General features: G+C 36.6%; 16 protein-coding genes. 7 read left to right on the top strand and 9 right to left on the bottom strand.

Going from position 1 to position 21,967, the window contains the following annotated elements:
• Nucleotides 1–125 precede the first annotated feature (125 nt).
• From ACLIBH_RS08020 to ACLIBH_RS08010, 3 genes are all read left to right on the top strand, one after another.
• Nucleotides 126–551: a helix-turn-helix domain-containing protein gene (locus tag ACLIBH_RS08020; protein WP_439316186.1), complete on the top strand. Its 426-nt coding sequence runs from the start codon at nt 126–128 to the stop codon at nt 549–551.
• Nucleotides 552–563: 12 nt separating this feature from the next.
• Nucleotides 564–980: an ImmA/IrrE family metallo-endopeptidase gene (locus ACLIBH_RS08015; protein WP_439316185.1), complete on the top strand. Its 417-nt coding sequence runs from the start codon at nt 564–566 to the stop codon at nt 978–980.
• A 77-nt stretch (nt 981–1,057) separates the two neighbouring features.
• Nucleotides 1,058–2,203 carry a tyrosine-type recombinase/integrase gene (locus tag ACLIBH_RS08010; RefSeq protein WP_439316184.1) on the top strand — a complete coding sequence of 382 codons (1,146 nt, stop codon included), beginning with the start codon at nt 1,058–1,060 and terminating at the stop codon, nt 2,201–2,203.
• Nucleotides 2,204–2,538: 335 nt separating this feature from the next.
• Here the strand turns inward: ACLIBH_RS08010 and ACLIBH_RS08005 are convergent, their stop codons facing one another.
• Both ACLIBH_RS08005 and ACLIBH_RS08000 read right to left on the bottom strand, forming a co-directional pair.
• Nucleotides 2,539–3,348 (bottom strand): SLAP domain-containing protein, encoded by an 810-nt coding sequence (locus ACLIBH_RS08005; RefSeq protein WP_439316183.1) that lies wholly within the window; start codon nt 3,346–3,348, stop codon nt 2,539–2,541.
• Nucleotides 3,349–3,454: 106 nt separating this feature from the next.
• On the bottom strand, nt 3,455–8,314 hold the full coding sequence (locus ACLIBH_RS08000) for a 5'-nucleotidase C-terminal domain-containing protein (RefSeq protein ID WP_439316182.1): 4,860 nt from the start codon (nt 8,312–8,314) through the stop codon (nt 3,455–3,457).
• A 569-nt stretch (nt 8,315–8,883) separates the two neighbouring features.
• On the opposite strand from ACLIBH_RS08000, the gene ACLIBH_RS07995 reads away from it, so the two are divergent.
• From ACLIBH_RS07995 to ACLIBH_RS07985, 3 genes are all read left to right on the top strand, one after another.
• Nucleotides 8,884–9,549, top strand: a complete 666-nt coding sequence (locus ACLIBH_RS07995) for a lysozyme inhibitor LprI family protein (protein WP_439316181.1) — start codon at nt 8,884–8,886, stop codon at nt 9,547–9,549.
• A 358-nt stretch (nt 9,550–9,907) separates the two neighbouring features.
• Complete coding sequence (locus tag ACLIBH_RS07990; protein WP_439316180.1) at nt 9,908–10,663, top strand: SDR family NAD(P)-dependent oxidoreductase; 756 nt, start codon at nt 9,908–9,910, stop codon at nt 10,661–10,663.
• Between the two features lie 51 nt (nt 10,664–10,714).
• Nucleotides 10,715–11,395, top strand: a complete 681-nt coding sequence (locus tag ACLIBH_RS07985; RefSeq protein ID WP_439316179.1) for an NAD(P)H-dependent oxidoreductase — start codon at nt 10,715–10,717, stop codon at nt 11,393–11,395.
• A gap of 565 nt (nt 11,396–11,960) precedes the next feature.
• Here the strand turns inward: ACLIBH_RS07985 and ACLIBH_RS07980 are convergent.
• From ACLIBH_RS07980 to ACLIBH_RS07950, 7 genes are all read right to left on the bottom strand, one after another.
• A complete protein-coding gene (locus ACLIBH_RS07980) occupies nt 11,961–12,881 on the bottom strand; it encodes an NADP-dependent oxidoreductase (protein ID WP_439316178.1) in 921 nt (306 codons plus the stop codon).
• A 24-nt stretch (nt 12,882–12,905) separates the two neighbouring features.
• Nucleotides 12,906–14,513 (bottom strand): MDR family MFS transporter, encoded by a 1,608-nt coding sequence (locus tag ACLIBH_RS07975; protein ID WP_439316177.1) that lies wholly within the window; start codon nt 14,511–14,513, stop codon nt 12,906–12,908.
• Nucleotides 14,510–14,965: a MarR family winged helix-turn-helix transcriptional regulator gene (locus ACLIBH_RS07970; protein ID WP_439316176.1), complete on the bottom strand. Its 456-nt coding sequence runs from the start codon at nt 14,963–14,965 to the stop codon at nt 14,510–14,512. Before ACLIBH_RS07970 ends, ACLIBH_RS07975 begins: the two co-directional genes overlap by 4 nt.
• A gap of 427 nt (nt 14,966–15,392) precedes the next feature.
• Entirely contained in the window at nt 15,393–16,937 is a 1,545-nt protein-coding gene (locus ACLIBH_RS07965; RefSeq protein WP_439316175.1) for a PTS sugar transporter, read from the bottom strand.
• A 791-nt stretch (nt 16,938–17,728) separates the two neighbouring features.
• Nucleotides 17,729–18,175 (bottom strand): GNAT family N-acetyltransferase, encoded by a 447-nt coding sequence (locus tag ACLIBH_RS07960; RefSeq protein ID WP_439316174.1) that lies wholly within the window; start codon nt 18,173–18,175, stop codon nt 17,729–17,731.
• Nucleotides 18,176–18,234: 59 nt separating this feature from the next.
• On the bottom strand, nt 18,235–20,037 hold the full coding sequence (gene glmS / locus ACLIBH_RS07955) for a glutamine--fructose-6-phosphate transaminase (isomerizing) (RefSeq protein WP_439316173.1): 1,803 nt from the start codon (nt 20,035–20,037) through the stop codon (nt 18,235–18,237).
• A 27-nt stretch (nt 20,038–20,064) separates the two neighbouring features.
• Nucleotides 20,065–20,208 carry a hypothetical protein gene (locus tag ACLIBH_RS07950; protein WP_439316172.1) on the bottom strand — a complete coding sequence of 48 codons (144 nt, stop codon included), beginning with the start codon at nt 20,206–20,208 and terminating at the stop codon, nt 20,065–20,067.
• Between the two features lie 369 nt (nt 20,209–20,577).
• Between ACLIBH_RS07950 and glnA the strand changes: the two genes are divergently transcribed.
• Entirely contained in the window at nt 20,578–21,912 is a 1,335-nt protein-coding gene (gene glnA, locus ACLIBH_RS07945) for a type I glutamate--ammonia ligase (protein WP_439316171.1), read from the top strand.
• Nucleotides 21,913–21,967 lie beyond the last annotated feature (55 nt).

Raw genomic sequence — 21,967 nt, 5'->3', positions numbered from 1 at the left:
TATTGTCTTATTCGCTAACTAAATAGCTTATGAACACAGTTTAATATCAAATAAACTAATTGTCAACACATTTATTAACTTATTTGATATTTTGTTTTTCATAAGCTCTCGAAAGGTTGATATTAATGAGTTTAGTGGAGAAAATAAAATACTTATGTGAAGAGAAAAAAATATCTCTTGCGGAACTAGAGAGAAAAACAGGAATATCTAACGGTCAAATTAGAAAATGGGACACTTCTACTCCAGGTATTGATAAACTCAAGGTTATAGCAGACTTTTTCGACGTATCTACAGACTACCTACTCGGACGAACAGACAAAAAACGGTACTATGATCTTACGGAAAAAGACGAACAGGATATTCAAAAAGAACTTCAAAAGATGATAAATAGCATGAACAGTAATTCAAGTTTTGCAGCATCTGATGGCAGTACGATTGATGAATTAGACGAAGAAGATAAAGAATTATTACTGGCATCCTTAGAACAATCACTCCGTATAGCTAAACGAATAGCAAAACAGAAATTTACTCCAAAAAAATATAGAAACTAGGAGTGACATCTAGTGGATATTAAACAAAAAGTAGAATCACTTATTAAAAAGTATGGTACTAACGATCCTTTTCAAATTGCTAAGGCTATGGGAATTGTCGTTCGAATAGTTCCCTTAGGGACAATATTAGGGTACCATGCCAGAAAAAGTCGTGTGTCTATTATCCACATCAATGAGTCTGCATCAACGAATCAAAAAATCTTCACTTGTTACCACGAACTAGGACACGCTATACTTCACCCAGAGATTAACACGCCCTTTTTAAAAAATAAAACGTATTACTCTAACGACAAAATAGAACGAGAAGCAAATGAGTTTGCAATTGAATTAATGCTATCTAAAGATGTTGTTAATCCGATTACCATTCGTGAAGCTATTGAAGATTACGGTATACCGGAACAACTACTCATTAAAAATTTTTACACATAAAACGAACATACATTCCGTCGAAGGAGGTAACTATTTTTTCAACGGATAATTAAACATTGAGTAAAGGAGTTGATAGAGTGGCATTTGCTAAAGAGGTTTCTAAAGGTAAGAAGTACAGGCTTTTCGCCGAACTTGGGATTTTACCCAACGGGAAAAGAGAAAGAAGAACTAAAATTGTCGAAGCAGGAGGAATGAAAGAAGCAAGAAAATTAGCACGAGATTTTGAAAATGATTTAATGGAGCGTCTCGCACTAAACGAAGATATGTTTCTTTCTGTTTTCGTCGATAAATGGATAGAAAATTACGCTAGTGTTGAATTGGCAGAGACGACGTTAGAGAAATACGAGAACACTCTTGAGTACATTGTAGATCATTTTAGAAATATTCGCATGGGAGATATTACGTCATTAATGATTATTGAATTTTTTAATAAAGAAAGGAAGGAGAAAAGGGGTTCATTAGAATCTAAATATAAAGTATTGCAATCTCTTTTTAAACACGCAATAAAATGGAGCGTAATAAAAAATGATGAAAATCCAATGGATAATGTTGAAAAACCAAAAAACGCGAAAAGACAAGAGAATAAAGACTTCTACAGGCAAGAAGAAATTAAGCAAATGCTGCAACTAATTCAGGAATTATCAGAAGAACAACAACTAATCGTACAACTGGCGCTTATAGGTGGTCTTAGACGTGGAGAAATAACTGCGATCACACATGATGTATTAGACTTTACCAATAACACCATATTAATTAAGCGAGCAATTGGTCAAACAGCGAAAGGACTGCAGCTAAAAGATACAAAAACGGAAAATATAAGAACAGTTACATTACCTAAGCATCTAATGGAACATATACATAATATTTATATTAAAAAATTAAGCTTGAAAATGGAATTGGGTAATCTTTGGAAAGGACATAGAGAAGATGGTAAAGAATTAATTTTCTTATTTAGTGATGAATATGGTAAACCATATCGTCCAGATTCAATTACTCAATTTTGGAACAGGTTTACAATTCGGCATAAAGACAATTTGAGAAGAATTAGATTCCACGATTTAAGACACTCCAGCGCCACTTATTTATTAAGTGAAGGTATCAACATGAAAATTATTCAAAAAAGACTAGGACATAAAAACATAAAAACTACACTCAACTTATATAGTCACGTTACGGAAAAAGACGATGAAAAAGCGAGTGATTTATTTAATAATTTATTGTAAATTGTCCGGGTACACGTGTACCCAAAATGTACCCAAAAGTTAGCAAACGGAAAATAAGGAAAAATAAATCTGATAAAAAACGACTCACAAACGTTGATTCTACAATGTTTCTGACTGTTTATGATAAACGTTGAAAAACGTTGAAAGTACGCTTGAACACCTTGACAGGGTAGAGGTCGTTGGTTCGAGCCCAATCGGAATCATCCTAAACAAACGCTTGCCTTACAAAGGGCAAGCGTTTATTATTTTGTGACTAGAACTCTATTAAATAGAGAAAGTCTAAAAGAATATTACACATCCTATAGGAGTTACCTATCATTCATCATATCAATGAGCTATTCAGCATGTTTTACAGACCATGAGGTTAAATCAATACGATCCTTTATAATACTTGATTTCGGAAATATAAGAGTAAGTGGCTTACTTGTATTTGCTTTAATAATTAATTTAGAAAATGTAAATGTTCCTTTAGCAACTCTATCTCCGGTTGCATCATATACTATTAAAGGGGCTTGTTTAAGTTCGAGATCACTGCTTGTCCCATTGCGGAGTAATAGTGTTGTCTTCAATCCACCTGCTTCACGCTTCATTGTAAGCCCTAAGAAAGATAGCTCGTTTTGATCAAGCGGTGGTGCTTGGTCTACAATTTTATTAAACGTATCGATTGATTCTGCTGATACGTTTGCTCTGTTTAAATCTCGAATATCAAGCCTATGCTTACTTTTCTGTTCAAAAGCAAGCAGCCATGAGTTCTTATCACACGTTATGTTAGTAATAGTAGATTCTGTTGAAAAATGGAATATCCAAGGCTGTGCCGTATTTGGGCGTAAAGTTTCTAGTTTTGAAAAATTAACAATTTCTCTTGCTCGTACTTTACCATTCTTATCTAATAAAACGATTGGCGCTGATTGTAGTTGCACTGGTTTTGTAATTGTACTGCGAATAAGTGCCGGTATGGTGATCGTCCTATCATTTTGCTTTATTATTTCGATCCCATATAGCGACAATTGATTTTGTTTAAGCTTAGGGCTTTGGTTGTTATGTAATGCATAATAATTGGACATTTTTTTTGATGTGAGATCGTTAGGAGATATAAATAGAGTTGTTGCTATTCGTTCGTTTTCATCGTAGTAATCTATATGCATACTTTTATCCCTCCTTGTTTACTCTCTATACAAATTTTTCACTATATCCTTATAAACAAATGTATGTAAAAAAGCCGCTAGAATAAAAGTTCCAGCGGCTTTCTTACTAAGTGGTCTTTCTCTTATAATAAAGCATCGTACATGCGCCTACAAGGAGTAAGACAATTCCGATTAATAGATAGGTAAATATAGATGTAGCTGTTTTTGGAAGCTTCTCGCCGTCTTTTACTTCTTCAGTCTCTTTTTCATCTATTTTATCATCTACTACTAAATCGTCATCGCTACCCACACCATGACCAGGAGATGCTCCTTTATCATCTGGACTTGGATCTGTGCCCGGATCTTCTGGCATTGGTTCTTCTCCATTCGGTAGCTCAGGTAATGGTTCTCCATTCAGGTCAATAATACGACCTTCTCTTTCAGGATCCACGATCCCCCCAAGATATTGATCTTCAACCATATAGTCACGCAATTGCTGCCAGTCAATTTCACCGATATCTTTTACACGTCCTTCTTCATACGCTGTTGCAAATGTTTCAAAACCGTCACCACCTTGTCCGGTAAATCCATTCGTAGTGATTAGATATTCCGTTTCAAGGTGCATTTGCTTTTCTTTACCATCAACTAAAACGTACATTGCTACAATTCGGTCTCCAGGTTCTCTTGTACTGTCGTAATAAAACTTCATGCCTGAAACGTGTAAAAACCCACCGTTTTCTGCAGGTGCCAACCGCACACTGTGTTCTAAAATATCTTTTATTTCTTGGCCTGTCAGTGTAGCAACAACTGGATCATTTCCGAATGGCAGGACGCTAATAATTTCTCCTGTTGTAATTGGTCCTTTATCAATTGGTGCACGTATACCACCACCGTTTTGAAACGCAATTACAGTTTCAGGGTACTTTTCACGAGCCTTTTCAAGCATAGCATCCGTTATCAAGTTTCCAAGCTCCGTTTCATTTGCCCGAACACTGTCATCACCTGGCTTATCTTGACGTGGATTGATCAATTCCTTCATTGCTACTGCACCGGTTTCTTCGTTCATCTTCTCTTCGATTTGTTGCTTGTACTTTTCCATAACCGGTATAGCTTCTTCATCAGGTTCATAGTTAGCTACTTTTAGTAATTCACCTGCATACGTAATAATTTCACCATTTTCATTAAACGATACATCAACAGTTCCCAAGTATTTACCATAATCTCCTGCTTGTACAATAATTGTAGGTGCCTTGTTGTTGCCATTTACATCTCGATCTATAACTATTGGTTCTTTAAGTTCAGAATGAGAATGCCCGCCAACAATGACATCAATTCCTTCAACCTCTTGAGCTAAACGCAGATCGTTTCCGACATCTGGAGTACTATCAAACCCTATATGATTGACAGCAATCACCTTGTTGATCCCTGCTTCTTCAAACTCTTGGACAGCTTTTTGAGCTGCCACCTTAAAATCATTAAATTTCACTTCCATAGGATTAGCAATATGAATCGTATCTTCCGTTGTTAACCCGAAAATCCCAATTTTTTCACCGTTAACAACTTTAACTATGGAATTGTATATTTCACCGTTGTTCGGCGTTTGAACGAGTGATGCATTTGTTTCATAACCCTTCATGAATGGATCCCCTGAAAAATCAATGTTTGTACCAAGAAACGGAAAATCAGCACCAGCTACAAATTCTGATAAGGATTTATGGCCATTTTCCTTTGCACCTAGGTCAAACTCATGGTTTCCAAATACCATTGCATCAATGTCCATCATGTTCATTAATTCGAGATCTGCCTGCCCTTTAAATTCATTGAAATAAAGCGTGCCAGAAAAAACATCTCCACCGTGCAATAAAAGCGAATCTGGTCTCTTTTTACGTACATCTTTAATCGCTGAAATCATATTCGGATAGTTTTCTACACGTGCATGTGTATCATTCAAATGCATTATTGATAAATTAAATTGATGTAAATCAATCTGAGCTAATATCGGATCATGATCACTCACACGTCCATGCATATCTGTAAAATCTGCGTTCACATGAAGTACATCTACTTCAGTCGAAATTCCCAAATGATTGGAAACGAGTATATGATCCAATACTTGTGAGTTTCCTTGATAAATATACGTATACCGCTCTTTCGCCGGAAGTTTTTCCATAAGATTTATGAGCTCAGATCCTTGTAACGCTTGTAGTGGTTTGGAAAACTCAAAGTCATTCATATCTCCAAGAACAACAACATTTTCATACGGATTGTCCTGTTTAATGTCCTTTACAAACTGATTGACGAGTTTGGCCAATTCGATACGCTGAGGTTCACTTCCTAATACAGGTGGCTGATTTTTTCCAAAGGCACCATCATCGCCACGTTTTGAATTGAAATGATTTGCAATAACGACAACACTTTCACCTTTAAACTCAAATTGTGCCGCTAATGGCTTTCTTGTGTCAGAAAGTGCTGGATGCGTTGGTGAAATACGTCCTGGATTTAGTGTAAGCTTACCATTCGTATAGTCTACGGATTGCGTAGCTGTTCCTTCTATGCCTTCCATCAATTGTACACGATCAGAATTGTATAAAAATCCTACACGGATATTACCGTCCGGTGCTCCCCCATCCTTATTATATTCAGGGTTAATATTAGTATAATCGTATGTTGGTCCACCTTGCTCTCCTATTTCGGAAATAAGACGTTTGTAGCTTTCAGAAGCGTCTGCATCATTTGGACCTGCACTTCGGCCGTTATTGTCCATAACTTCCACTACACCGATAATATCCGGACTATTCATATCCTCTACAAATGCTCTTGCAATATTTTTTGCTTTTGCTGCTGGTGTTTCTGACACATTCGCCGAGAAATTTTCTACGTTATACGTTGCTATACTTAACTTATTTTCATCTTTAGTAATATTCGTTCGCTGTGGCTCTGTATTTCCTTCTTTAAAAGCTGCTTGTACATCCTGTAGATCTGCATATACTTTGTAGTTACCAAAGCCATAATTCACAACACCTGTAACCGGATTAGTAAATTTGTCCCCAGTTTTAACAGCAAAGTCTCTGGCAGTTTGATTTGGATGCAGCTTGAATTGAATGGACTGGGCATTTGGGCCGTTTTCCGTTAATCGGATACCGCCATTAATCGTTTGATTTTCTGGTGAAAATTCTTCGGTCATAACAACGAGATCTCCATGTTGCTGTGGTGCAACTGCTTTTGAAGGTGCAACTTCGACGCGCATCCCTTCAATGCTCTCCCAAAAATCTATTGCATACTGATCCGGTTCAAACACGTCAAGCCCATTTTCACCAACGATAGCTGATGGAATATCGCTAGACGTTATTTTAATAGGTTCAGGTAGCTCTACATTGCTTTCTTTTATCGTTATGCCACCGCCATGATCATTACGCGCATTGATTTGCGTTATTGACAGGTCGGTTTTATTTCTGTCGGAATACCCATCTATATGGTATTCATCCACTTTACCAGTTACCTCAACAGAATCTCCGACTTCTACACTATCTTGATTCCCTGTATAAACGACAATGCCTTCAGAAGTTTTCGGATTTCCATCATATTCGTTCTCTGGTGTTTGCATGTGGAAGTAGTTAGATCCCCTAATTTCGTACTTATAGGTAACAATCCCTCCAACGTTTTCCACGATTTGGCCTTTTAGTGGTGATAAATGACTTTCCCCTTGAATATGGTGAATTTTAATGCCCTCATCCGCTTCGTATACAGAGTAAGCGAATGAAGATTCATCACTTCTTTGCATTCCTTCTTTTTCGGCAATTGCTTTAATAATTACATCCTGATTAACAAGGATCGGTTCCTTGTATAAAGTTCCATTATCTCTAGGATTTGTTCCATCGACGGTAAAATAGATCGTAGCTTCGGGGGTTGATGTAGTAAGCGTAACCTTAGAACCAGATGGAATAACTCCCTCACCAGGGGTAGCAATTACGGATTGTACAACAGAGGAATCTGCGACGATATCGGATGAATTTCTAGGTATGATTTGATATTCTTCCTCAAACTGACTTACAATCCCTGTAATGGATTCATAGGTTATATTTTCTTGCATTCCAAGAGTATTGTTCTCATCTCGAACAATAAACGTATGCCCTAGTGCATCCTCAGCAACATAATTTATTGAATTACCAATACCTATTGCATCAGTAAGTTTAACATTTTCTACAACAGCTAATTTTGACTGGTGATTATTCAAGTCAGAACCATTTAATAAAATCGGTTCTGGCACGCCAACGTTAGACACTTCATCTTCTATGATCGCATTTTGTAGTTGAAGCAATCCTTTATACGTATCCAAATTTCCAGTTACTGTAATTTCATCACCTAGGTCAATGTTAAGTGTCGGTGGACGAATGGCGATAGCTGCTGCATCATCCTGAATGTGGATTGTATTATTTAATTTCGCTGTTACGATACCTTTTGTTTTTACTTCACCTGTTCCTTGGTCCCTTGCTTCAGCAATCGTTTTTAAATCTAACTCTGGAACAGGCTCATTTGAAACAAATACAATTTCTGATGGGCCTTTCAATCCGTTATGGTTACTAAAATAACCTTCTAAAGTGCCCGTAACAACGACCTCTTTGCTAAGGTTTTCTGGATTAGACTGTAACCCAAAATTGGCACGATAATCAGTCGTTAACTGGACGTAAAGCATATTATCCGTATTTGTTTCACTCGGATCATCGGCTATTGCAAAGTTATAATCATTATTAAAAGTAGCTGGATCATTTGATACACTATTTGCATCTTTGACATGGCCAACGATAAAGCCTTGAATCATTTGTTCGCTGCCATCATTATTGAGTGAAATGGCTTCTGCAACAGATAACGCTTGTGTTGAAGAAGCTGCCTTTCCTGTAAGCGGTGCAGCTGCTGGAGTAAATAAACTTAGTAAAAGAACAAAAATCAACATCATGCTATAATACTTTTGCATTGTTTTTACATGCATTTTTGTCTCTCCTTAAAGGCTTATTTATCCCTTGATCGATGAAACCAGTATGTAAATATTCGTAGTCAGAGCTCTCGCACATTTCACAGATTAGAGATATTGATTATCCAATCTTCTACTACAACATGGTATACGATCCTATTTTTAAAGTCTGCACCCTCACCACCCTTATAAAATATACGACGTATGTACTTACTTTTAAAATAGTGTATTGCCCATATATTGTCAACTAAATTTTGGTAATATTGCGTAATTTTAACATTTACAAATACATTTCTTTATACACCTCATCGTCTACTTCTATACCGTATATATCGCTTTTCTTAGTGAAATCTACACATACTACAAATTTCAAAAGCTATCAAGCAGGCTTTGTTCTAAATATATTTTATGTTACCATTGGATTTGGCTTAACTAGGCATTATGGCGGAAAACAACCGCCTGGAGTACAAAAACAGATATAACAAACCGCGACTTTTCACGTAATACATATTAGTTTAAATGGATAGCAGGAAGGTACAATATTTTTAAAAAAATAACGCCTTAACAAATATTAGGGGGATAACAGGATGAAAAGCAATTGGACAGTTACAATTGGCATACTGCTTGCAACATTTAGTTTATTAACAGCGTGTGGCAATCCATCAGAAGACTCTTTTACTGAACAGTACAATCAAATTTCCAAAGCGAATTCTAGTCCGAGTGAAGCATATGAACCATCAAATAAAGGGACTCCGACCGTAACACAGAACAGTGAGCAAATTGAAGAAAGTAAGGACAAGGACAACTCTAAACCAGATGAAACTGAGGCAAGTTCGAACCCATCACCTGTAACCACTACGGAAAAAACATCAATAGAATCAAATAATAGTAACAAGCAAGAAAGCAAAAAAGAGGATTATCTCAAAAAGCTTAATGATTTAGAACAAACAGATAAAAATTCAGCTACTGCCCAATCAACAAAGGAAATGGAGCTTCAAGAAGCAGAACGGTATAAAAATTGGGACATAGCTTTGAATGAAATATATGGCGTACTAAACGAGCAGTTAACTCCGGAACACATGGATACATTAAAAGATGAACAACGTAACTGGGTAAAGAAACGGGATATACGTGCGAAGGAAGCATCACTAAAATATGAAGGAACTTCAGCAGAAGCTTTGGAGTACGTAGCAACGCAAGCAAGTATTACAAAAGACAGGTGCTATGAGTTAGTTGCTAAACATATGAAATAACGCTAGCGCATGGACTTTGATTGTATAAAATTAACTTGATGGCGAAATGAATATTTCACCATCTTTTTTTGAATTGAAGCAACTTTTTTAACAATAAATATCGACGCAGTTTATTATAAATGTTGTATAGCCGGGTAAAATAATCTTCTAGAAAAATACTCTTAGCGACATAGGCAATACTATTTAGCAACATTTTTGTCTTTAAATAATGAATTCTGTAATTGTTTTTTGAACAAATTTTAAAGAAAAAAGTAGATTCGGATGCTTTTAGACAATTGCGCGAGTTAAGTTTATTGAAGAACGGATTACAGGTCAGATACAATTAATACGAACGCTATTAACAAAGGAGATATTCAACATGGTTAAGCTTGATGGTAAAATTGCCCTCATTACTGGTGGTGCTGGTGGTATAGGAATGGGTATAGCTACAGCATTTGTGAAAGAAGGTGCTACAGTAGCAATTGTTGATTTAAATCAAGAAGCTGGAGATAAAGCAGTAAAGGAATTGCAGGAATATAAAAAAGATTCTACGTTTATTCAAGCAAACCTTGCCGAGCACACGAAATTAAAAAACATCGTGGACCAAGTTATTTCTAAATATGGTAAGTTAGACGTCGTTGTTAATAATGCGCATGCATCGAAAATGGCATCGATTGAAAACACAACAAAAGAACATTTAGATTTGTCCTTTAACACCGGTTTTTATCCGACTTTTTATCTAATGCAAGCCGCGGTACCTTATCTAAAAAAATCAAAAGGACATATTATTAACTTTTCATCTGGGGCTGCAATTAACGGGCACGCCAATCAAGCAAGCTATGCAGCTGCCAAAGAAGCAATTAGAGCAGTAACAAGAGTTGCTGCCAATGAATTTGGACCATTTGGTATTAATGTTAATTTAATTTCCCCTATCGCTAATTCACCTGGGGTTAAAGCGTGGAAAGAACAAGAACCAACTTATTATCAGCAAGTATTAGACGGCATTCCCATGGGACGTTTTGGCGATCCTGAAAACGATATTGGTAAAGTTGCGGTATTCTTAGCTAGTGAAGACAGTACTTATATTACTGGACAAACGATCATGGTTGATGGTGGCGCACTTAAGTTAGTTTAAACTTAATAAAGAGAAGTATTAACATAATACGAGAAAAGGATTGAAAGATAAATGACAAACAATTTAATAAGTAAAAAGGAAATAAAAGAGCTAGTTTTAAATGCACTACACTTTCGGCACGCAACGAAAGAATATGATAAAGAACGTAAAATAAGTGAGGAAGATTTCAACTTTATTTTAGAAGCAGGAAGACTATCGCCTAGCTCACTTGGCTCAGAGCCTTGGAAGTTTATCATCGTCCAAGACCATGGTTTAAGAGAAAAAATAATGCCTGTTGCTGCTGGAGCAGTTGAAAAACTAAAAACTGCTAGCCATTTTGTTATCATCCTTTCCCGTAAAGGAGTTCGTTACGATTCTGAGTATTTATTGAACCATATGAAAACCGTTCAAAACTTTCCTGAAGATATGTTAGAAATGATTAGCGAACAGTATAAGTATTTTCAACAAGGGAGTAATATTTTAGAAGATGAACGCGCATTAGACGACTGGTCTGCAAAGCAAACGTATATTGCACTTGGAAATATGCTCACTGCCGCTGCGATGATTGGTATTGACTCTACTCCGATGGAAGGATTTAATCCAGAAAAGCTAAATGCTTTACTTGCAGAGGAAGGCTTGCTAGACACTGATGCCTATTCTGTTGCTGTTTTAGCTGCATTTGGGTACCGAAAAGAAGACCCAAAACGAAGTAAAACAAGAAAATCATTAACAGAAATTGTAGAATGGGCGTAATATTACATTTTTCAAATGAGTTTAAAAAAGTTAGCATGTAAGTCATCGATCGATGCTTTACATGCTAACTTTCAAATAGTTTTCATTTACATAGCACGAGTAATTTGTTCTATACTTAAGTGAATTTCACAATAGTTAAATCCTTATTTAATAATCTATTTTTATGCAAGTTTTTTAACCTGAATGAATTTCATAATTCCAAGCCCTTGCAAGGCAAGGGTTTGAAAACTAAAAAAAGTATCTCCCAACGTACAATGCATCCAAATTAGCAGTTGGTCGAATTAATACAGCATTCAACCAATAAACACAGGCTGCATAGCAACACCAACTCGTCTGTGTGGAATCCGGATCTACGCAGACTCCTGCAGGAAAAGCAACAGCCGTAAATCCATTTTAAAAGTTTTGGGAAAAACGTTTAAAATTAGTTGAGGCGTTGCCTGCGGAAAGCGGAGTGGATCCGGATGGAACACAGCAGCCACCAATCTAGCTTTAAATTTTTAAGTGGATGTTAAAATTCTGTTCTTTAATGATTTTTTAAAAATGGCAATTATGAAATTGACTCAGCCTACATAGAAACAACGCATTTCCCCCTAGCATGTCTTGTTTCTGTTTTCTCAAGTGCTAGTAGAGCTTCGTCAAAATGATATATTTGTTCGATCACAAGTTTTATTTTACCAGTAACAAGGTACGTAATAAGTTCCGTTATCGCATCTTCCATACTTAATTGATGCTGTAACTGTTGGACAGAAATTTGTCTTTCTGATTTGATCTGATCACCTGACACAGTAACTACTTTGCCACAATCTTTAACAACATCCATGCTATCTATACTTGTGCCTGGATGTATAGCTAAAGCCGCTTCTACTCCTTCTGGAAACCAATGTTTCACTGCTGCTTTCCAATGAAGGTTTGTGTAGTCAACTGTTTTATCAGCTCCGAGAGCTTTCATATACTTATGGTTCTTCTTTGATGCAGAACCAATCACACGGATACCTTTATTCTTCGCCAATTGAATAACAAGTGATCCAACAGCTCCTGAAGCACCTGCAATAAATAAGGTATCTCCTTTTTTCACCTCCAATGTTCGCATGCTTTCAATTCCTGTTTTACCTGCAACTAAAAGCGCTGCTCCTTCTTCAAAATCCATTGAATCAGGCAAAGGGTATAGAGAATTACAGGGCACTGCAACATATTCCGCCCAACTCCCCCCCTTTAACTGTAAGCTACTGCTTACAATAACACGATCGCCAACTTGAAACTTTCGCACGAGTGTACCTTTTTTTACAATAATACCAGCCCCTTCTATCCCAATTGGATATGGAAATGTTGCGTTTTGCGGAATAAAGTATCGATCATGGACACCTACCCCGAAGGCTTTGATCTTTACAAGTACTTCATTGTCAGCAATTTGAGGTATTTTTACTTGCGTTAATTCTACTCGATCATTAGCACGCTCTGTCCTAACATATGCCCGCATCATGGTCATTTTATCTACTCCCCTTTCTATATATTATGTCGCGTCACGCATATGCTGCTTATTATCTTTTGCTGAAACCAACGGGATCGCCCTAATAAACATTGTTACAATAACAGCCATAAGCATGATTATAGCTCCTGCTAAAAACGTAGTCGTTAATGCATCACTAAACACATTTCTCATCGTTTCAATCATTTCATTCACAAAAGGAAGCGATTCTGCAGGCATTTGTTGTTGAAATTGTTCTAATTTTGGTTCATCCAATAGTAATTCAGGATTCATTAATTCCCCCATTTCAGCTGCTTGCTCAATCGAATGTTCTCCAAAATTTAATGAGTTATCTACAGAGAATGACTCTTTCATTCTTGTTGCCATTGTAGAACTCATGATGGACCCAAGAATTCCGATCCCAATTGTATTTCCCAAGTTGCGAAATAGTTGAGAAGAAGCAGATGCGACTCCTAATTCCTTTAATGGAACAGCATTTTGAACAATTAAGGAAAAGACTGGCATGCTAACACCTAGGCCAACTCCAATTACACATAGAAATAGAATCATTAAATATATCGGAGTATTTATTGAAATAAAATAAAGCATTAATATACCGATCGTCGTTATAGTTAACCCAGTGATTGCCATTCCTTTATATTTCCCAGTTTTTGTCATGAGTTGACCTGCAAATGCTGTCGCAAAAACCATTACAATGGACATTGGCATCATCATGTATCCCGATCCACTAGGGGAAATCCCTTTCACTCCCTGAATAAAGAAAGGCGCATAAATCATTATCCCCATCATACCTGCGCTTAATAAGAATAAGCCAATATTCGAAAAAGTAACGATATCATTTTTAAATAATGATAGCGGTAAAACGGGAGATTTGACGTTCGATTCGGTAATCACAAATGCAATAAGACCAAGCACTGTTACGACAAATAACCCAATAATTTGCCATGATGTCCATGCGTATTTATCTACTCCTTCACCAGCAATACTAAAAGCTAGTAATAAGGATACGATCGTAATTGTTAAAAAAGTCGAACCTAAATAGTCAATAGTCTCACCTTCTCTACGCGGTACTTTAGGAAAGAGTACTGCGATCATACTAAATGCAACGATTCCAAGCGGAAGGAAAACCCAAAAGATCCATTGCCAGTTTAGATGATCGATAATATACCCACCCATTAATGGACCGAGCACACTTGATATTCCGAACACGCCACTCATTAACCCTGTCCACCGTGCTCGCTCCCGTGGTAAATACAGGTCTCCTATTGCTGTAAACGAAGTAGACATTATTATACCTGCCCCAAACCCTGTAATACCTCGAAACGCAATTAGCTGAAATATATTTGTAGATAGTCCAGACAAAAATGCACCTAATGTAAATAAGCCAATACCCGCCAATAAGAAAGGTTTCCTTCCATAAATATCTGATAATTTTCCGACAAGAATGGATGCAACAGTCATCGTTAACAAATAAATTGTTATCATCCAAGTAAAGTAATCCATCCCACCTAACTTAGCAATAATGCGTGGCATAGCAACCCCTATAATTGTCTGATTAATTGATGAGAAAAATATCCCAACCATGATCGCTATCATTATTGTTATCTTTTTCTTTTCTGTTAAATGCATCATGCGTCATATTCCTTTCGAATACCATCTATGTTTTTTGATGCTTGTCTAAAAACAGCAATCATTCTTTGCAGATCAGTATTTGATACATGATTAAAGACTAATTTCGTTGTTTTCCTTCCCTCGTTCTGTAATTCCTTGAGTGATACTCTTCCTTTTTCTGTGATTTTCAAGTACACTACTCTACGATCTTTTTCATCACGAACACGATCGATATACCCATTCTCTAGCAATCTATCCGATGCGATGGTGACAGCACCTGGAGTAAGCTTCAAGTATTCAGCTATTTCTGACATCCGCTTTGGGCCATTTCGTTCCAGTAAAAATAATATATACGATTGTGAACCTGGAAATCGTTTGTTAAATATTTTCTTCCATAAATGGCTCATATCTTTCGAAATATCCCAAAACAGCTTTTCAAATTCACCAAACACATCTTCTTTATCTATACTCAATTCATTCACCTCTCATTAGTTTTATTAACTAAATAATTTAATCGTTAAAGCATTTTATAGTATAACGCTACGTTTATGATCGAGTCAAACGTTTTGTTTCATTTATCCTCTAGTAATTATTATTATCGCCCATATGTGAGCTACTTCTTTCAGTGCAAAAGTAAATTCATATACTCCAATATCTAATCGCATTAATTTTAATTTTCACAAAAAAAGAGCTCCATCATCAAAATTCGATGACTGAACCCTTTATAGCGTATTCATCGCTAGCTTATCTACCCTCTAATTTCATGTATTAGATTCTCTCTTTAATCCCCAACATAGTTAAGCTGCTTTTTCATTTGCAAAATATAAAAATTGACTTCTCACAGGCTTAGCTCTTAATATATTGTTCCATATACTAAAGTGCAACCACTTTTCTACTAAACTATTTTTTAAAAACTTTATTTGCCAATACAGTGAATAAAAAGGCACTAATAAGTGAACCAATCATTGCAATTACAAGGCCGATAGCATTTGACGATGCAAATGGTGCAACAAAAGTTGGCAAATACGCTGTCCCTCGAACATTAAAGAACCCTACGAGCATGCCCCCAATACCTGCGGATATAATTGCACCTGCAAACACCTTTTTGTTCGAAAACATAAACGGATAAGCGGACTCCACAAATGTCCCGAATCCCATATTAATTAAAAATCCCGGTGTTGCAATGGCGGCTTCCCCTTTATCACGTGGAAAAATAATATTTGCTAAATTTATACCTGCTGCCACAACGACTAAAGACACCATATCAACTGCACCTAAAAAGCTTGCACCTGTTTGTTCCATTTCTAACAACACAATTGGTAAAATTGCAGCGTGATAAATTCCAGCTAAAATAGCCGGCCAAATAAGTAAACCTGCGATTGCACCCGCTAATATCGGATTGAATGCTATCGCTTGCTCGATAATTAATTTAATAAAATCACCAGTCATTAAAGCAAACGGTGCTAAAATAAAGTACACGAGTAATCCTGATAGGAGACCAGAGATTCCACCTGCTACAATATTAACTGTCGTCATTGGAAATTTCCATTGGACACATTTCATAAACAAAAACTGGACGAGCAAACCTGCTACAATACCAGCTACTATTCCACCAATAATCCCTCCATCGATTGCCATTGAACCAGCAATAATTCCCGCAACAATCGATACTTCATCTAAATCAGAAACTTGCTTAGCAGCAATCGCTGCTAATACGACTGGTAAGGCTTTTAACGCTATTCCAAATACATCATCCAAACCGGAAAACATCGGAATTTTACTTAATGCTAGTATTAAAGCCATTGCTATAAAAGCAGGTAAAGAGGCCATCATAATTCCACGGATATTAATTCGTTTAAACGGGTTTTCATTCAAATTTCCGGACTTACTCACGTTCGTAAAAGCAGGTCGATATTTAATTCCCCAATATTTTGCTAGAGAAGACACAAAAGAAACTGCCCGCGTACGATTCGTCGTTCCTGTCGTACCTGAAGTTGAAATAACGTTAGCGCCTTTTGAGCTAACAATGGCCATTGATGTGCCACCTGTTCCAACGATTGGAATACCTTTCTCAACTGCCGCTTGAATCGCTCGTTTATTTGCTTCCTCTGGTGCACAACTCATGAGGACCAACCCGTCAATTTCATCGTTTAATATTTGTGTTGCGATCTGTTCATCTGTGTCGGTTGCTAAGTTATTAATCTCTTGTAAAGGTCTTTGATCACTTTTATAAATTTCGTTATTTTCATACGTATAAAGGATTGCAGTTGTAGAAGTCTTTACTGCATCCATTGTTGTGTTAGCGCCTATAAATTGAATTGCCGTTACATTAATTGCAGCCGTTTCACATTGAATAATAATCTCATTTAATAGTTTAGTTGGATATTTCCCGCCTAAATTAAATAGATTTCCACCACTGCTTCCTAGTATTGCTATATTCTTCATGTTGTACACTCCCTAAACATTAAAAAAATGAGTTCTTTCACACACATTAATACTTTAACACTTTATTATAATATAGTAACATAGAATAAATTACAATACGTTTCTGCTTTTTATTGCTAAATTTTCTTTATTTCGTCAATTTTTTTCTTATTCTTTACTAGAATTAAAGCGTTTGTATTACGTATGAGTAAAATGTTTGTGGAGGAACAGATGCACGAATCTAACTAGATAATATGTGATCAATTTTACTTCGAACGATATACACATGAATAACACCGTTGATTTTCACTGCAGGTGAATGCTTTCCGCGGGCACGGCTTCAGCCTCCTCGAAAAGCGCAGTGTATATCTACTGCGGTCGGTAGGAAGCAATACTAATATTAACGAATACAAAGAGAGGTTTTTTAACTTCTTAAAATAACACCCACAAATACGTGACTCAATCTTTGTATTACTGCACTTTTTCCATTTGCCTTATAACACGTACAATAAAGTTATGGAATCGTAATTTCAATCATTACAAAAATTGAATATTATTACACGGTTAATTAAACCGAATAGACAATGCAGCACATACATCAATTTTTAAAATAAAACACGTCCTAAAGCAGTTTAACTACTTTAGGACGCTTACACATAACAATTAATTCGCCTACTATAACTTACAAACGTCAGTTGACGTAGAACCTGATATAGGGAATCCAAAAAGATCGTTCTTTAGACTTCCTTTTAAAAGAAAAATGATCATCTTCTTCCCGATTATTTATTGCAATAGCACTCGATAGATCATTTTTAATTTAAATACTTTTTCATATACATCTTAGTTTCATCGTTACCTACTTGAATCCACCCTTGCTTTTTGTAAAATAATACATTCTCGGTAAATAAAATATGCGTAGTCAAATTAATTTCAGAATACCCTTTTTTTACTACCTCATTTTCAACAAAGCTTAATAAAGCCTTTCCTAATCCTTTATCTTGATAGTCCGGATGTATTGCGATATTAGCAAGTGATGCATGCTCTTTTTCAAATACTATTATCACGCCTGCAATTATGTTGGTGTTATATTCAACTACCCAAACTGGAAAAGAAGCTATTTCATCTTTGTAATTCACACGCATTGGAGGGAGTGTTTCGACATTAACTCGATCTGCATATTTTGAGTAAGCTGAATGCATACATTGTTCAAGACTTTCTGCATCCGTCAACTTCGCTTTTCTTATCGCGTACTTATCCATTACTTTATAAACTCCACTTCACATAATTTTCTAGATACTATACGATCTAAGGTATAATCCTATTCAACGGTAACTGATTTAGCTAAATTTCGTGGTTTATCTACATCACAGCCTCTATGCAGCGCAGCATAATAGCTCATTAACTGCAATGGCACTATAGCTACTAACGGGGTGAGCAGTGAGTGTACACGTGGAAAAACGAACCGATCGCCAGCTTCTTCTAACCCTTCCATCGAAACGATACACGGATTTGCCCCACGGGCGACAACCTCTTTTACATTTCCACGAATATTTAAGCTAATTTCTTTTTGCGTATTAAGAGCGACAACAGGAATACCTTCCTCAATCAATGCAATCGTTCCATGCTTTAATTCTCCACCTGCAAAGCCTTCTGCCTGAATATAAGAAATCTCTTTTAATTTTAGCGCCCCTTCCATACTAATGTAATAATCCATATTTCGTCCGATAAAAAAAGCACTTCGTGTCGATTCGAAAAAATCCCTAGAAATTTGTTCAATATCTTCTTTTGCATCCATTATCGTTTGAATTGCATTGGCACATACAGAAAGTTCGTTTTTTATATTTAAATCAATCGATTGCCCACGTTCATCAGCCGATACGAACGCAATGATAGAAAGTACGGCAATTTGAGCTGTATATGCTTTTGTTGACGCAACAGCTATTTCAGGACCGGCATGTAATAACAACGTATGCTCTGCTTCTCGTGCAAGCGTTGATCCTGCAACGTTCGTTAAAGAAATGGTAGGATATCCTAAATCTTTTACCTTCACAAGTACTTGCCGGCTATCTGCTGTTTCTCCCGATTGCGAAATAAATAAGAATAACGGCTTTTCCGATAGAAGTGGCATATTATAGCCAAATTCACTGGAAATATGAACTTCTACAGGGATGCCAGCAATTTTTTCAAAATATTGTTTACCTATTAGTCCCGCATGATAGCTTGTTCCTGCGGCAATGATATAAATACGATCCGCTTCATTTAATGCTTTACGAATGGCAGAAGGAAGTGTAAATTTCCCTTGGTCATTTTCATACATTCGAATAATCTTCCGAATAACACTCGCCTGTTCATCCATTTCCTTCATCATATAATGTGGATATATCCCTTTCTCCATATCATTTATATCAATTGTAGCAGTAAAAGGCTCGCGTTCTATTTGCATACCATCTATCGATTTAATTTCCATACGATCTTTACTTAAAAGCACAATTTCTTTATCATATATTTCTACAAATTGATCCGTCACATGCCGCATTGCCATTGTGTCAGAAACGACAACATGAAACTTATCTCCTATCCCTAGTAATAAAGGACTTTTATTTTTTGCTACAAAAATCGTGTCTGGGTCATTTTCATCCAACATTGCTATCGCATAAGAACCTTTGAGTAAAGATAGTGTGTGACTAAACGCCGCTTCAGTAGTCATTCCCTCTAAAACAAATTTTTCTATAAGCTGTGCAATAACTTCCGTATCTGTATCGGAAATGATTGAAACATTATCCAAAAATGCTTGTTGTAACAAATGGTAGTTTTCAATTACACCATTATGAACGAGCGTAAAGCGACCTGAAGCACTTTGATGTGGGTGTGCATTCACCTTATTCGGCACTCCGTGTGTAGCCCAACGTGTATGACCAATTCCAGTTGTTCCTTGTAACGATTCAGTTACTGCTGAACGTAAGTCGGCAATACGGCCTTTCTCCTTGACGACAGTAATTCCTTTTTCATTACTTAAAGCAATACCTGCCGAATCGTAGCCCCGATACTCTAATTTTTCCAAACCTTTAAGCAAAATATCCTTTGCTTCGTTTTCTCCAATATAACCTACAATGCCACACATATAACCCTCTCCTACTGCTTATTTGCGTTACGAACGCATGTAACCGGGTAATAGAATCATCGCCTTTTTACTCTTTTGTCCGCCTGATTGCTCAAACGATTTACAAGTAAAAATAACAATCGGACGATAGCGATCGGGAGGCATCCGCCGAACCGTTCGATACTCCTCCACCTCGTCTGCTGAAAATAAAAGCCGATTTTTTTCAGCACTGGCGCTTTTTATTTTTTTCCTTTTTTAACGTGTGTACTTTCCTCCTTTTTACACGATGAAAAAACTTACACACATTTTATCATAACTAAATCAAAGGATAAAACTTTAATTATTTAAGTTGTTTTTTACGACAATAGTTATGCTATTTGCCAACTAACTGAATTTATTCAAAAATGTATGAAGCTGACTGATATGACATATGCTTCTATATGTATGCGCAGTTGTTGATAAGTGTAACGAAAACTTACTCATTTCACACTTTACATTAAATGTTAAAAAATGATACAATAAATCGTTAATTATATACGAAATTTAAAGGAGAGTGGTTTGATGAAGAATTACACAAAGGAAGACATCCGAAGATTCGCTCAAGAAGGAAATGTAAACTTTATTCGTCTGCAATTTACTGATATTTTAGGAACGATTAAGAATGTGGAGATTCCCATCAGCCAACTCGATAAAGCGCTCGACAATAAAATGATGTTTGACGGTTCTTCTATTGAGGGATTTGTTCGTATTGATGAATCCGACATGTACTTAATTCCCGACTTAAATACGTGGATGATATTTCCATGGCCTTCTGGAAAAGGGAAAGTTGCACGTATGATTTGTGATGTATCTCTTTCGAATGGTTCACCGTTTCCAGGTGACCCACGTGGGAACTTAAAAAGAATTTTGAAAGAAATGGAAGAATTAGGATTTACTGATTTCAACCTCGGTCCAGAACCGGAATTCTTTCTATTTAAATTAGATGAAGATAAAAAGCCTACAATGGAATTGAATGATCATGGTGGTTACTTCGACTTAGCACCTGTTGATCTCGGTGAAAATTGCCGACGTGATATCGTATTAGAGTTAGAAGAAATGGGCTTTGAAGTAGAAGCATCTCATCACGAGGTAGCACCAGGCCAGCATGAAATTGATTTTAAATATGCCGATGTACTAACAGCTTGTGACAACATTCAAACGTTCAAGCTTATTGTAAAAACAATGGCTCGTAAGCATGGATTACATGCAACCTTTATGCCTAAACCACTTTTTGGTATGAGCGGATCTGGCATGCATTGCAATGTATCTCTCTTCAAGGACGGAGAAAATGCCTTTTATGACAAGAATAACGATTTACAACTGAGTAATACGGCGTATCAATTTATGGCAGGAGTACTTGAGCATGTTCGTGGCTTCACTGCATTGACAAATCCTACTGTCAATTCATATAAGCGGCTCGTTCCTGGCTATGAAGCACCTTGCTACATTGCTTGGTCTGCACAAAACCGCAGTCCACTTATTCGTATACCAGCATCTAGAGGAATAAGCACGAGAATTGAAGTACGATCCGTTGATTCGGCTGCTAACCCATATTTAGCGATGGCTGCTATTTTAAAAGCAGGTCTTGACGGTATTAAGCGAGAGCTCACACCGCCAGCATCGGTAGATGGTAATATTTATGAAATGAAACAAGCGGAGAGAAATGAACGAGGAATTGAAACATTACCGACGGATCTCGACCATGCTCTAATTGCACTAAGTGAAGATGAAGTAGTTAAAGAAGCGCTCGGTACACACATTTTTGAAAACTTTCTTGGTGCAAAACAAACCGAATGGGAAAGCTATCGAATTAATGTTCACCCTTGGGAGCTTGAAAGATATATGAAAAGGTATTAAACAACAGAAAGGATTGTCTTTGAAGGAGGTATACTACTCCAAAGACAATCCTTTT

Source organism: Virgibacillus sp. W0430 (assembly GCF_051846935.1).
Lineage (GTDB): Bacteria > Bacillota > Bacilli > Bacillales > Amphibacillaceae > JBPYCR01.
This window is presented reverse-complemented; position numbering and strand designations above follow the sequence as displayed.